Origin of the sequence: Kocuria carniphila, assembly GCF_004136555.1 — a bacterium.
Classification (GTDB): Bacteria; Actinomycetota; Actinomycetes; order Actinomycetales; family Micrococcaceae; genus Kocuria; species Kocuria carniphila.
Map to the genome: position 1 here is coordinate 101,753 of NZ_NOIT01000003.1, position 13,324 is coordinate 115,076.

The window sequence follows — 13,324 nt, forward strand, 5'->3', positions numbered from 1 at the left end:
CGGAGATTCCGGGCCACATAAGAAAACAAAAGACTAGGCGCGGCGATCATCCGTCTCGATGTCGATGCGCTCCTTGCGGAGGGTGTCCTCAATGACTTCGGTGCGCTCGGTGCGTTGGGCCACCAGGCGGACACGCTGGTAGGGAACGCGCACGGTCTGGACCTCGGCCTCGGTGCGGTACAGGATGAGTTCGTCCTCGCCCAGGGGCAACTCGCGACCGTCCAGGAATGACTGGCGTTCCTCTTCGGTAATGGGGGTGCGAACCACATCGGGCTCGTCGTGTCCGACGGTCACTTCCTGACGGACAGGCTCTTCAATCACGTACTTGCGGAGACGGAGCTTGCCGGTCTCCTCCTGCTGACGGTTGATCACCAGGCGCTCTTCATGACGAACCACGGATGCGGCCTGGTCATCGAGCATTTCTTCACGATGCGAATCCCGCGGGTCCTGCCCGGGAACGCTGTTCTGTACTGCCATCCTGACCTCCTGAAAGAGTGTGTTCTAGAGATTATCAGCCGGGTTATGTTGCGACCTACCGTGTAGCATTTGGAGCTACCCCGGTGGGTCCCGAAAGGATGAGCTGATGAGCTATTCGGATGATGGCAACGGTTATTTCACACGTGCCCTGGACGCCGAGGACCGGGGCGAACTCTCGCAGGCCGAAACCGCATACCGGCAGGCGATCGAGTTGTTCAAGGAGACCCAACAGACCCAGCGTGAGCTCGCAGCGTGCCACTACAATTTGGGCCACCTGTACGTGGTCATGAACGTGCGGGACAAGGCGATCACCGAGTACCAGCGCTGCTTGGAGTACTTCGGACAGATTACGGACAGCAGCAAACCCAAGGGTCGCGCGCATTTGATCCTGGGGTCGTTGTTCGTGGAGGACCGAGACTACCCCCGCGCTGAGTCCCACTTACTGGACGCCCTGGGGCAGTACTTGGACGCGCCGCACGAGCCCAAGGATCAAGCGGAGTGCTACGTCAACCTGGCGCGCGTCTACAACGCCACCAAGCGCCGGGCCCAGTCCGTCACCGCGTACAACCGCGCGTTGGATTTCTATCAGGCAACCCCTGATTCCCAGCGTGACCAGTCCGATTGCTACACCGAGTTAGGCATCGTCTACCAGTACCTGGGCAAGATGGAGGAGTCCGCTGCCGCCTATGGTGAGGCCGCACGTTTGCGCCAGCAGGCCTCCCACCACCATCGCCACCACAAACACAAGGGTTCCGATTCATGAGCTTTCCGCTGATTTACGGTTGCATGGCCCTGGGCGGGCCGTGGGATCGTTCCGAGATCACCAGCACCCAGTTCGACGCCGCTCACACCGCCGTGCGCGCCGCTCACCAGACCGGGTTCGACCTTTTCGACCACGCTGACATCTACGCCGCAGGAAAGTCCGAGACGATCTTCGGCCGCATCCTCGCGGAGGATCCGGAGCTCCGCCAAGGGATCAAGCTGCAGACCAAGTGCGGCATTCGCATCCCGGGCAATACCGGCCCCGAAGATTCCCCGGTGCACTACCGCCTGGATCGGGACACCATTCGCGCGAGCCTTGAGGGCTCGTTGGAGCGGTTGGGCGTGGACAGCGTGGAACGGCTGATTCTGCACCGGCCGGACCCGTTGACCACTCTGGGTGAAACAGGCCAGGCCCTGGATGATCTGCGCTCAGAAGGCTTGATCAACTCCGTGGGGTTGTCCAACATGACCTTGCGCCACGTCGCGGCGTTCCAGCAGGTCCTGTGCACTCCGCTCACCGCCGTTCAAATTCAGATGAGCCTGGCCCACCGTGACTTCGTCGAAACCCAGATCCTGGGCAATCAGACCGAGGGCACCGAGTACAACTTTCCCGAGGGTCTACTGACTCATTGCGCGGCGGACGAGATCGAAGTCCAAGCATGGGGCGCCATGGCGGACGGCATCTACTCCGGCCGCCAGGCACCCCAAGGTGACCGGACCGCGGAGGCCACGAGCGGCGTCGTCGAACGCCTGGCTGAACGCATGAATGTCTCCCGCGAGGCCGTGGTCGTGGGCTGGTTGCTGCGCCACCCGTACGCGATCCGCCCGGTGGTGGGGACCATGAACCCGGAGCGGATCCGCGCGTGTGCCCAGGCACCGCAAGCCGCCGAGGACATGACTCACACGGACTGGTATGAGCTCTGGACGGCCGCGCGCGGTCATTCATTGCCGTAAGTGTCGTGTCCTGGGGTTCCGAGCGAAAAGAGTATTGTCCGAAGTGAGGCCTGACTAGGGCACGAAGTGATCGTCACCAAACGGTGACCTTCATAAGCTTGCTCCTGGCAGCCCACATGGCTATTTTCTTTTGTAAAGGAGCCGTCGCGGGCTGCGACGGTTGACAGGGAGAGTATCCATGAACCGACCTTGGCTTACCCGCACGCCTGGGCACGTGGTGTGTGAACCGGATGAGTTCAGTTATCGCACCGACCTTCCCGTGGTGGAGGCGACCGCAACTCGGTCCTACGCGATCGATGAACTCACCACCGTGGAATTACGGGTCGCCCCCGGCCAGCACCAACTGGTCATCACCCACGGCGACGATCATTGGGTGGAGACGATCGGCCTTTTCGACGACGCCGCCCCGGACCTGCCCATTCTCCGGCGCCTTCCCAACCCCACAGGTTTCGCGACCGATTTCGAAGTGGGCTGCACGGTGACCTCGCACTCGCAGCGCGGACTGGCCAAAACGTTGAAGCAGCTACGTGATCGGCTCGACAACGCGCCTCTCGCGCTGTGCGTCCAGGATCCCGAGGAGCCCACCGCGATTACCGCGGCGTGCTGTCACATGGATCCGGTGGAAAACACCCTCATGTGGTGGACGTGGCGAACCCTGCCGGAATCCGGCTGTATGGTTCGCACCCGCGCGCAGTTGCACCTCACGGCGGCGCCGCAGGGAGTGGCTGCGTAGCCACTCTCCGCGCTCAGAACGGTGACGGCGCCGTGTACGGCTCCAACAGTTCCCGCTGTTCCTTGTTGAGCCGCAGAACTGTTTGTGTTTCCGGGACGAACAGCGCGAGTTGGGTCAGCGCGCGAACGCAGGGAGCGCCGTCGGCGGCGTCGACAATTTCGAATCCAAGCTCGAGCGTTGCCGCCTTGGCCGAGACCACCCAGACGCGCACCTCCGTGGGGACGTTGCGGTAGGCCAGCGGGCGCAGGTACTTGACCCGGTGCTCGGCAATGAGTGCCTGGGTGCCCTCCGGGAGCACCGAGAAGAGGGGAATCTTGGCCGGGGCCACCTGCTCGCCCGTGCCCACCGGAACGCCGAAAGTGGCGATGCGGGCTTCCTCGAGTACGCGGATGACCTCAACGTTGTTGACGTGCCCGTACGGGTCCATGTCGCCCCAACGCAACGGGACCTGACAGGTGACGGAGCGTTCCAGGTACTCGTTCGATCGCATATCGGCGCTCCTCACGTGCAGATTTGTCATGTTGGCCGGTAGCCGGCGGGCTTGCCGGGGATGAATGAGATGATATCCGCGTCCGCGTTCTGATGGGGGTATTTGGGTGACGGTTCAGGGGTCCGCCGGTACCAAGCGGCGTCGGTGGCCGGCGCGATCGGCGGCCGCGTTGGTACTGGCCGTTGCCGTATGGCTGGCCGTGTGTTGGGCCGTGCTGGAACATCCCCGCACGGATGAGCCCGCGATGTCGGACGCGCTGCTCGTGCTCGGACCTCCGGACACCCAACGCATGGCCACGGCGCAGGGATTGATGGAGCGTGGCATCGCGCCCGTGCTGGTGATCGCGACCCCGGATGCCCAGCCCTATGATCCGCCCGCCTTGGTGCAGTACTACGAGGACAAGGATTTCTGCACCCCGCGCACCGATTACGAAGTCATCTGTTTCCAGCCCAATCCCTCCACCACCCAGGGCGAGGCCATGAGGCTCCGCGATCTGGCCGCCGAACGCGGTTGGGACACCGTGACCGCCGTGACGTTCAAGCAGCACGTACCGCGGGCGCGCATGATCCTGGAGCGGTGCTATCACGGTGAGCTGCGCATGTCCGCGACAGACTACGAGTTCGCCCCGCTGCGCACCCTGCGGCAGTATGTGTATCAGAGCGGCGGATACGTGAAGGCCTGGCTCACTCCCGGTTGCGAACAGCAGTTGCCAGGCAACCCGAAAGAGTTGGATTGAGGTTCTCGTGAGTGATCTCCAGTGCCCCGCAACGATAGTTTTCGTCGCCGACGCCGCCGCGGCCGATTCCCTGCCCAGCTCTCGTTTTCGTGTGGCCCAGGTGATGTCTCCGTACGTGCGTACTCCGGTTGATCTGGTGGGAGCCGTCGAACAGGCTGCGGACGAGTACCGAGGGGAATGCGTTACCGTGGTCGCGCCGCGATCGCTGGTGAATGAGGCGCTGGACGAGGCCTCCGCTAATGGGACTTCCGCCATTCCTTCCCCCGATGCCCCGTGGGTCGCGGTCGAGGTGGATGCCACCGGGTGGAAGCTGCTACCCGCCGAATCCTGAGGGTTCTTATGCGTGTCTGACCACGTTCCTAACGTGGGGCTTCATGACTAATGACCCCGCGATCGGAGAATTCGTGTTGACCGTGATGCCCCGGTGATGGGGCCGAGCCATGCGGCGTGTGGTGCTGCCGCGTGGGTGGCGCTGACCGCCGACTACACCCTGCAAGTGAGCGGCTATTCCGTACCCGTCGGATTCGGTGTGCTCCCTGTGGGTGACGCGGGCGTGGTGACCGGTGCACTGATCTGCGCCGGTGCCGCGCTGTTGCCCGACATCGATCACCCGAGTGGAACCGTGGCGCGTTCCCTGCCGCCGTTCTCGGGGTGGCTGGCGCGGATCGTCGCTCGGTTGTCGGGTGGTCATCGGCGAGGAACTCACTCCGTGATCGGCCTGCTCGTGTTCACACTGCTGGCTTGGTTGTCGCAGAACGCCGCGCTTCCCGTGGGTGACGGACTGCGGTGGTTGGCGGAGTCGATTGGCGATGATTCTGCCCCCGCCGTTGTTGCGGCGCTACCCGGGCAGGTGTGGCCACTGGCCGCCGTGCTATCGGTATTGATGATCGCGTTCGCGGTGAAGGTCCTGGCGTTCATTCCGGACCAGATCTCGCATGCCAACTGGTTGGTGGCCATTGGGCTGGGAATCGTGGTGGCAACCAATCCCCCGGAGCATCCGTGGTGGTTCGTGATCGCCGTGGCATTGGGATGTGCGGTGCACATGATCGGCGACATGGTGACCACGCAGGGCATCCATCTGCTGTGGCCGTTGCGCCCCCGTTTGCCGGTACCGTCCACGTTCTACCGAGGCAGATCCTTTGTGCGGTTTCCCGTTTTGGGCAAGGCGGGCTCGGGTATGGAGCTCGCAGTATTGACCCCCATCAGCGTGTATGCGGTGCTCGGTCTGGCGTGCGCTCTAGCCGCGTGGGGTGGCGTGACCATGACCTGAGTCGATTGCGGTGGGCCACCCGTCACGGCGATTCGCCAAACGGCTCACGCATCGGGTAGGCTACTCAACGTTGTTCACCGGCGGAAGCTGAGTGAATAAACAAGCGCGAGTGGCGGAATAGGCAGACGCGCACGGTTCAGGTCCGTGTGCCCGAGAGGGCGTGGGGGTTCAACTCCCCCCTCGCGCACCACAGTAAAACCGGCTGTTGACAAGGCGAAATGCCTTCTCGACAGCCGGTTTTTCGTTGTCCGCCAAGGCACATGCTTGCGGGGTTGGCAGTCCGTGACATCTGAGGTCGAGGTACGTTGCGTTAACGCGGCCTAGTGTGCGTTCTCGCGCCACAGATGTTAGGGCTTTCGGAACTCGCATCGGAGGGAATCCCCCCGAGAACCTCGTGACCGATGTTGCGCCCGATGAAAGGGCCGCAGTGCACACTCATCGACATTCCGACCCGGGTTCCCGGGCCCCTGCATTCTGATCGACCTTCGAGCCCAAAATCAGCTGACTTCTGGCGTTACCGTCAACCGCAGTGCAAGCGGCTCTGGGTCAAGGGCTTTACTGTCGACCAGGGTGCGGGTGGGAGAATCGACTCATGTGCACACTCGATGACGTCTTGGGCCTGGCTGCCTTACATGCTCTACCCCTATCCCCCAACGGCGCCACCGTGGTTGAGGCTGGCTTGGACTACCGCGTCATCATGGCTACCGACGAAACTGGGCGTCGCTGGGTGTTGCGGGTTCCGCGCCGCCCGGACGTCTCCGAGGGCATGGCCGCCGAGATCCGCATTCTCGATTTCGTGGCTCCCACGCTCCGCTCGGAGAAAGTTGCGGTTCCGGACTGGCAGATTCGCACTCCGGAGCTGATCGCCTACCCCGCCCTGCCCGGTGCCCCCGGCCTAACTCTGTCCGACGCTGGAGAACCGATTTGGCATATGGACCCCGCGAGTCAGGACTATGCCGTCCGCCTAGGGCGCCTGCTGGCACGGTTGCACTCACTCGATGCGATGGAAGCTAGAACCGCAGGCATTGAGGTCCGTTCCCCCGAGCAAGTACGTCAGACATGGCAGGACGACATCAACCGTGTGAGCAGAGAATTCACCGTGGCCCCTGCTCTCAGCGAAGCCTGGCATTCATGGGTTGGGGACGATATCTGCTGGCCCGACCGGACCGTCATGACGCACGGCGAAATCTACCCCGCCCATGTCCTCCTCGACCAAGACGGCGCGATCACCGGCGTCCTGGACTGGACCACCGCACGCGTGGACGACCCCGCCCGTGACTTCGCCTTCCAGTACGGTGCCGCCGGGGACGAAATCTTGCAGGTCACCCTCGACGCCTACGAACAGGCCGGTGGCCACTTGCACCCGGGCCTGGCTGCCCAGTCCCGCCACCTGTGGGAAGCCTCTCCGCTCGGCTACGCGATCTACGCGCTAACCACCGGTGCCGAGGCCGATCGTGCCGCTGCCGCAGCCATGCTCAACCCGGAGGCGTGACATCCCATGAGCCATGCAGACACACCGGACCATGCCAACCTCGCCGCAGCATTGGAGGACGCACGCGAACACTTGAAACTCGTTCCCGACGACGGGTGGGCCACGCCGGCCAATGGCCTCGATTGGACCTGCCGCGAAACCATGGCCCACATCTTGGATGATCTGGGGTTCTACGCGATGCTTCTTTCCGGCGCCCACCGTATTGAAGGCTATGCCCCTCTGATGGAGTTCACCCCTGTACCTGGCCGCATCGAGGGAACGCTCTGGCCGGAAGAAGATGCCGGAACGGAGATCATGCTCAATTGCCTGGATGCGGTTGGCGGTCTGCTGGTAGCCGTGGTCGCGACAGCGCCGCCGGACCGGATCGGTTGGCATCCATACGGTAACCCCGATAGATCAGCTCTGGCCTCCATGGGAATTGTGGAATTGGTTCTTCACACTCATGACATTCTGAGCGCACACAGCATCGATTACCGAGGTCTCGCGGAGGTCGTTAGCCCAAGCTTGGATCGCATCTTTCCCCACGCCACCCGTACAGATGATCCTTGGCACGACCTCCTGACCGCGACAGGTCGCACACCGGCTACTCGTGGGGCGGCTTGGAAGTGGGATTCAGGTTCACGCACCGGAGGTGATCGCGTTGAGTGAGGCCGTGAACCAGAGGCCCACCAACCGAGGCAGCTCCTGGCGAGCGCCACTGATCTTCCTCGTGATCGGGGGGTTGATCGTCGGAGCACTGGTCTGGCTGGGACCAACCATCGCGAACAACGTACGTGTCAGCGAGGGTCGTCTTTACGTCGGCGCAGAGTGCAGTGTCGAGACCCAGGACGGCACAGTCGACCTCAGTCGCGATGAGGCCAAGCTCGCAACCACGGCAGTTGCGCTGGCCGCGCGAGGTGCGGAAACTCCAGACACGTCCGACATCGACCCGGCGGTCCTCCAGCGCCTCGCGGATGGGCCTACCGACGACGCCGGTCCAAGCCTTCGCTGCGAAGGCACCGCCGCCGAAGAGCTGCCCGAACAAGAACTGACACCCACTGGCCTGACGCCGCGAGCTCAGCAACTGCGTGACGACATGACCGCGGTCTTCGGTGATCAGCCACTGGGTGGGTTCGCCCCCGGAGGTGTGAGCCAAGGCCATGGGGCCGAATCGACCCACTACAGCGGTCGCGGCGTCGACGTCTTCTTCCGCCCGATCACCGAGGAGAACCGCCGCGAGGGGTGGATTCTCGCTCAGTGGCTGATCGCCCACGCAGATGATCTGGACATCCAGTACGTGATCTTCGACGACCAGATCTGGAGCGCCCACAGCTCTCGGGGACACTGGCAAACCTACGAGGCCCCCGAGCCGGCCAATGACATCCTGCGGCACCGGGACCATGTACACGTGGACGTTCTCCGCGGCGAACCCCGGTAGAGAATTTCCACGGTCGTCTGGCAACGCCCATGACCGCGCAGGCCGCGCCCGCGGCGAAAGAAGCCAACGAGTACATCGCGGGCGGTGAACCCGCGCAGAACCGCGCGGTGGTCCAACTCGAGTTCACGCAGAATGGCGGCCTTGCGCGTCCCGCGCCGTCCAGAAGCAAGTCCTCCCAACCCGAAAGCCACCAGATGATTTCCGCTCCCCCACTGCGACTCAAACCCTTTGACGCCGCCGATGTGCCGTTTTTCACGAGCATGGCTACCGACCCTCGGGTCACGAAATACGTGGGCGACGGGAGGACCTGGGATCAAGCCACCATTGCGGAAAAGACCAACAATGCCCTCCGAGACGCTCCTCTGAATGAGCTGGGTGTGGCCCGTTGGTTCACCGCCCACAGAGACGATCAGCCCGTGGGCGTCTTCGTCTCCACCCGACGAGAATCCGCTGTCGAAATCGGCTACTGGGTACCGCCGGAGCGTTGGGGGCAGGGAATCGCGGGGGCCATGATCGATGCAGGGCTGGAGATCATTCCGCGACTATTCAACACGAACATCCTGATCGCGCACGTGGACCCGAACAATGCGGCGTCGGCGCGGGTGCTGACCCGGCGAGGATTCCACACAACGGTGCGGGAAAATGGCTTGGATCGCTATATCTGGCAGGTAGGCCCTTTCGCCGGTAGGTAATCAGGCGTTGACTGGGTCGCAGTAGGAACAGTCGACGAACAATGAGGGACACAGGCCATGACTCGCGACGACCCAGAACGCATTGCCGCCCAGCCCAAACTGAATCAGCCCGATGCCGCACCGCCGGTGGTGGACCGGAATGCCTTCGACGCCGCGTTGGCGGAGCAAGTGGCCCGCGAGAAGGAAGTCACGCGACACAACGACCGGGTCTCGGCCGAGCGGCGTCGGCTACCGATGGTCGAGGTCGAGAACTATACGTTCGAGGGCCCGGACGGGCCCGTGAAGCTGACCGACTTGTTCGGCGAGCGCTACCTACTGCTCGTGCAGAACGTGATGTTCGGCCCGGACTGGGAGCAAGGCTGCCCCAGTTGCACCTGGGCCGTGGACAACCTGCCGGCCAACATGGGACGGATCACGGAGAACGGGATCGCGTTCGCGCTGATCTCCCAGGCGCCCATCGACAAGCTCGAGGCCTGGCGAGAAAAGAACGGCTGGCCGCACCTGTGGGTCTCCTCGCATGACACCAGCTACCACTATGACTGGGGCTGGACCCGCACGAATGACCAGGGCGAGGAAGGGCAACTACCCGGGTATTCGTACTACCTCCTCAAGGACAGCGTGCCGTACCTGACGTACATGACGACGGCGCGCGGCACCGAAGCCATCCTGCCCACCGCGCACATCATGGACCGCACGGTTTATGGACGCCAGCAAGATTGGGAGGACAGCCCCGAGGGTTGGCCGCAATACCCGACATACGGCTGACTCTGAGCGGCAGCGACCGATTCACGGGATTACCAGGACGGGAATTGTTCGCGACTTATAGTTGTCCCGTGGCTCCCCTCCCCCGCGTGATCCGATTCCTGATCAGCCCCAATCGTGGTCTGCTCCTACTGGTCGTCTTAATCGGCATACTGCTGTTGCTGGTCTTCAACGCAGAAGTTGCCCTGATGTGGATCTCCGCTGCGCTATTCGTGTTGCTGGTCGCCTTCATTCTGGTGAGCGCAGTGCTACCGCCACCCAAACCGTTTCGCGAGAGCCGCATTCTCACCAAGTTCATTTATCAGATCCTGCTGACCACGTGGAAGGGCCTCATGGTGGGTGTTGCCGCGTACCTGGGCGCGCTGGTGAGCATTGAGATTCAGCAGGCCTCGTCCAAGCCGGAAAATACGTTAGAGGCATTTGCCACGAGTATCACTGGCACCCTGCCTTTGGTGCTGACCATTGCGCTGACCGGCGGTCTTCTGACCTTCCTGCTCGCGGCGTCATTCGACGTGCACCGCACACCGCGAGGCGTCAAGCGTCAGGCCATGGCAGCTGCTGCGAGTAAAGCGCGCGGAGTATTCGGACGAGGTCGAGCGTCAGGTATATCTGAGAATTCGCTCGCCATTCAGTGGTGGGATGCAGCTACCTCCGGGTTGTGTTTGGCTGTCACGGCTTTTCTCACCGCTCCCGTGTTTCTCTTCACATCGCTCTACCGGATGGACATCTTCTCCTAGCCGCCTCCATCCCAGGGAGTGGCCTCGCAATTCCCAGCAACTTGAAAGTGGAACTCGACGCCCTGGAGCGCGAACTTGCGATCCAGCATGTTCGTCAGGGAGTCGGTAACGACCTTGATGATCAGGCCCCTCTCGTCCCACCAATCGGTGAGATGAGAGGGGCCTGATGTCGTCCTGAACAGGGCCGGCACGCCTTGGGCAACGCGCCATATCGGACCTACCGCATCAGCCGCGCGTGACGGTCACCCGTCCGGTGCTGCGGTCCCACGTGGCCACGCGTCCATTGGAGAATTTCTGCTGGACGCCGCGCGCCACGGTGTATTCGTTGGTCACCGGGTAACCCCAGTTGCGTTCGTAGCCGGCGGCCCGCCACGCGGCACCGATGCCTCCGGTCATTTTCACGATTCGCACGCCGGTTTTCGGTGACCACATCGCACGGTTGACGACGACGCCGCGACGGTAGTCCTGATAGGCACCGCCCGACGCGGACCGTTCCGCGTGCGCGGGGTAACCCCACGCGCGCTCGTAGCCTGCGTTCTTGAAGGAAGCGCCAATCGCACCACTCCACTTCACGGGCGCCGCTGCGGTCTGCGGACTCCAGTAGTAGGTGTATCCGCGAGTGAACCCCTGGTACACACCACCGAGGAAACCGGTCCGCCGCTCCGCCGAGGTGGGCTGACCGTATTTAGCGGCCCCGCCCGTGTTCAGGTAGCTGGTTCGAATGGCACCTTTGACGAGGGAACTGGTCTGCGCCACCGCCGTGGTACCGCCCACGTTGGGCACGGCCTTGAGGTCGTGGCCGATCAGAGCGGGGTGGTTGTAGCCATAGTGGTCCACTCCTTGCAGGGTGCGCAGGGTTGCCCGGCCGAAGCCGGCATTCTTGTAAACCTTCTGGCCCTGGGCAGCCGCTGATTTGGCCGACCACTCGGGCGGATTGGTATTGCCCACCACATCCTTGGAACCGGCGTGCCACGTGATGGAAAGACCGCGCACCGCGGCGTTGGGGGCGGTCTGCATCCCGTTTGCGCCACCACCACCGATGATCGTGGCACCGCCACCGCGGATCCAGTTCTGCTGATCGGCCAACACCTCGTAGGTGATGAACTCGGCACCGCCGGAGTAACCGGCCAGCCACACGCGAGTCGTGTCCAGGCCATAGCTGTTGACCAGCGAATCCTTGAGCGAACGGAAGTACTGACCGTTCTTGTCGATGTCCTCCCACCAGGTGATGCCATCGCCGGTGGTTTTCTTATCGGGAGAGATCGGGACCACCAGAATCATGTTCTTCTTCCGAGCCTCGGAGGCCATGGCTTTCAACTGGGATCCACCGGGGTTGTGAACCCAGGTTTCCGAAGTTTTCCAGTAGTCACCGCCAAAGTAGAACATCACGCCAACGGGTTTGGAGCGATCAATGCCGTCCGTGTAGATGTGGTAGCTGGACTTCATGCCGTGGGCGGAGAAGGGTTTGAAATACGTGGTGGCCGGTGGATTGGCTGTGGCCACCTGCACCACGGGAGCCTCCGCGATGTGCGGAGAGGCGGGAGCTGCAGTCGCTGCGGGGGCCAGCGAGACCACGAGACCCAAAGACAAGGCTGCAGAGGGCAGCACAAAAGAGCGTAAGAAGCGCATGGGGGAGATGCTTTCTAACGAAGGGATATGAAGTTGTAACGGACCACGTGCCCCGGGGGAGGACACACTGGTGGCAAGGCGTTATCAGGGGGAATCGGCCGAGCCGAGAGCAAATCTTGCCAGGTCAGAGGCCCCCTGAGAAGAGGTTGAACGAACTTTAATTACCATTCAGTAAGTAATCTCACAGCGAACACCGCGCCCGGGTCCTGTCAGCCCCTGAGCCGCGCCACAATCTGAATCAGCTGCTCCGCTTCCTGGTCGGTCAGCGCGACTCCCAAAGCGCGCACGTTTACCACCACCTGGCCCGGTTCTAACGACTCCTGAACCGTGGGTTTTCCGGGTACTCGGACAGTCATGCCCGTCTCGGTGACCGTCACGTGTCCCTCCGGCGTGTGCTTCATGACCATTAGGTGGTTGAGGAACACCGATTCCGGGTCCGTGGAGGTTTTCAGATGCCCCATACTCACGTCAGCGGCATGAACGGTGGATTCATCCAGCACGTGCTCCATCTCGCCATCTCGTTGGAAGGCCCACAGTGGCCAGCCCTCATCCTCAATCCGACCGATGGAGAACTCCCGGTCCCCTTCGTCGCGCACCGCCCCTTCGACCAGTGGAATTGGGCCGGTCACGCTGAACCCGAACCCTGGGTCGCACAGGTAGCGAACGCCGTCGACGTCCACGAGCACGGTCATGTGCGTGCGCGGGCTCGCCAAGGCGCGCACGCGGCCGAGCGCGCGCCGCACGCTGAATCCCAGCGTTTCGAGCGCGGCGGCGAATAACTGGGAGTGCTCGAAGCAGTAGCCCCCACGACGCCGCTCCACGAGTTGGGTGCCCACGGTCGCCGGCTTCACGCCCGGGTGGTCACCGAGCAGGACTTCCACGTTGCTGAACGGGAACGTGAACATGTGGGCGCGGTGCAGTTGCTCGAGTAGGCCCAGGCTCGGTGGCCCCGGGGTGATGTCAAGAGCGCTGAGATAGCCGGGAATGTCGAACTCGTCGATTTCCCAGTCTGAGTTCGTGGCGCTGCTCTTCGACATTGGAATCTCCTCGTTGAATCGTCCCGACTGCACATTTGCCCAACCCCTGACCAGACCCATTTTGTGGCCATATGTGCGCTCCCCTGGCCCTGCTCTGCGTGTCCCCCAGACCCTAAAATTCATGTGGGCAGTTTGA

General features: G+C 62.8%; 16 protein-coding genes and 1 tRNA gene. 13 read left to right on the plus strand and 4 right to left on the minus strand.

Features of this window, described 5'->3' with window-relative positions; translation table 11 throughout:
- Positions 1-33: 33 nt before the first annotated feature.
- Entirely contained in the window at positions 34-477 is a 444-nt protein-coding gene (locus tag EWV37_RS02950; RefSeq protein WP_129699708.1) for a YsnF/AvaK domain-containing protein, read from the minus strand.
- A gap of 106 nt (positions 478-583) precedes the next feature.
- On the opposite strand from EWV37_RS02950, the gene EWV37_RS02955 reads away from it, so the two are divergent.
- The 3 genes from EWV37_RS02955 to EWV37_RS02965 all read left to right on the plus strand — a co-directional run bounded on the left by EWV37_RS02955 (position 584) and on the right by EWV37_RS02965 (position 2,926).
- Entirely contained in the window at positions 584-1,240 is a 657-nt protein-coding gene (locus EWV37_RS02955) for a tetratricopeptide repeat protein (protein ID WP_095797597.1), read from the plus strand.
- The gene (locus EWV37_RS02960; RefSeq protein WP_095797596.1) at positions 1,237-2,193 is read left to right on the plus strand and encodes an aldo/keto reductase; all 957 of its coding nucleotides are present in this window, start codon (positions 1,237-1,239) and stop codon (positions 2,191-2,193) included. Before EWV37_RS02955 ends, EWV37_RS02960 begins: the two co-directional genes overlap by 4 nt.
- A gap of 178 nt (positions 2,194-2,371) precedes the next feature.
- Positions 2,372-2,926, plus strand: a complete 555-nt coding sequence (locus tag EWV37_RS02965; RefSeq protein ID WP_129699709.1) for a DUF2617 family protein — start codon at positions 2,372-2,374, stop codon at positions 2,924-2,926.
- Positions 2,927-2,939: 13 nt separating this feature from the next.
- Here the strand turns inward: EWV37_RS02965 and EWV37_RS02970 are convergent, their stop codons facing one another.
- Positions 2,940-3,416 (minus strand): acyl-CoA thioesterase, encoded by a 477-nt coding sequence (locus tag EWV37_RS02970; protein WP_129699710.1) that lies wholly within the window; start codon positions 3,414-3,416, stop codon positions 2,940-2,942.
- 106 nt (positions 3,417-3,522) lie between these two features.
- Here EWV37_RS02970 and EWV37_RS02975 point away from each other — a divergent pair, with 106 nt between their 5' ends.
- The 10 genes from EWV37_RS02975 (at position 3,523) to EWV37_RS03020 (ending at position 10,522) form a co-directional block, all read left to right on the plus strand.
- The gene (locus tag EWV37_RS02975; RefSeq protein WP_238663028.1) at positions 3,523-4,152 is read left to right on the plus strand and encodes a YdcF family protein; all 630 of its coding nucleotides are present in this window, start codon (positions 3,523-3,525) and stop codon (positions 4,150-4,152) included.
- A gap of 7 nt (positions 4,153-4,159) precedes the next feature.
- On the plus strand, positions 4,160-4,483 hold the full coding sequence (locus EWV37_RS02980; protein ID WP_129699711.1) for a hypothetical protein: 324 nt from the start codon (positions 4,160-4,162) through the stop codon (positions 4,481-4,483).
- 96 nt (positions 4,484-4,579) lie between these two features.
- Positions 4,580-5,422 (plus strand): metal-dependent hydrolase, encoded by an 843-nt coding sequence (locus EWV37_RS02985; protein WP_129699859.1) that lies wholly within the window; start codon positions 4,580-4,582, stop codon positions 5,420-5,422.
- 103 nt (positions 5,423-5,525) lie between these two features.
- Positions 5,526-5,612 (plus strand) — tRNA-Leu (locus EWV37_RS02990).
- A 402-nt stretch (positions 5,613-6,014) separates the two neighbouring features.
- The gene (locus EWV37_RS02995; protein ID WP_129699712.1) at positions 6,015-6,914 is read left to right on the plus strand and encodes a macrolide 2'-phosphotransferase; all 900 of its coding nucleotides are present in this window, start codon (positions 6,015-6,017) and stop codon (positions 6,912-6,914) included.
- A gap of 6 nt (positions 6,915-6,920) precedes the next feature.
- Positions 6,921-7,562, plus strand: a complete 642-nt coding sequence (locus EWV37_RS03000; RefSeq protein WP_129699713.1) for a maleylpyruvate isomerase N-terminal domain-containing protein — start codon at positions 6,921-6,923, stop codon at positions 7,560-7,562.
- 4 nt (positions 7,563-7,566) lie between these two features.
- Complete coding sequence (locus EWV37_RS03005) at positions 7,567-8,331, plus strand: VldE C-terminal domain-containing protein (RefSeq protein WP_238663030.1); 765 nt, start codon at positions 7,567-7,569, stop codon at positions 8,329-8,331.
- 29 nt (positions 8,332-8,360) lie between these two features.
- Positions 8,361-9,023, plus strand: a complete 663-nt coding sequence (locus EWV37_RS03010; RefSeq protein ID WP_129699714.1) for a GNAT family N-acetyltransferase — start codon at positions 8,361-8,363, stop codon at positions 9,021-9,023.
- A 57-nt stretch (positions 9,024-9,080) separates the two neighbouring features.
- A complete protein-coding gene (locus EWV37_RS03015) occupies positions 9,081-9,788 on the plus strand; it encodes a DUF899 family protein (RefSeq protein ID WP_129699715.1) in 708 nt (235 codons plus the stop codon).
- A 68-nt stretch (positions 9,789-9,856) separates the two neighbouring features.
- Positions 9,857-10,522: a hypothetical protein gene (locus tag EWV37_RS03020; RefSeq protein ID WP_129699716.1), complete on the plus strand. Its 666-nt coding sequence runs from the start codon at positions 9,857-9,859 to the stop codon at positions 10,520-10,522.
- Between the two features lie 225 nt (positions 10,523-10,747).
- Here EWV37_RS03020 and EWV37_RS03025 read toward each other — a convergent pair whose 3' ends face one another.
- Entirely contained in the window at positions 10,748-12,151 is a 1,404-nt protein-coding gene (locus EWV37_RS03025) for a hypothetical protein (protein ID WP_129699717.1), read from the minus strand.
- A gap of 209 nt (positions 12,152-12,360) precedes the next feature.
- A complete protein-coding gene (locus EWV37_RS03030) occupies positions 12,361-13,188 on the minus strand; it encodes an arylamine N-acetyltransferase family protein (RefSeq protein WP_158222955.1) in 828 nt (275 codons plus the stop codon).
- Positions 13,189-13,324: the final 136 nt, after the last annotated feature.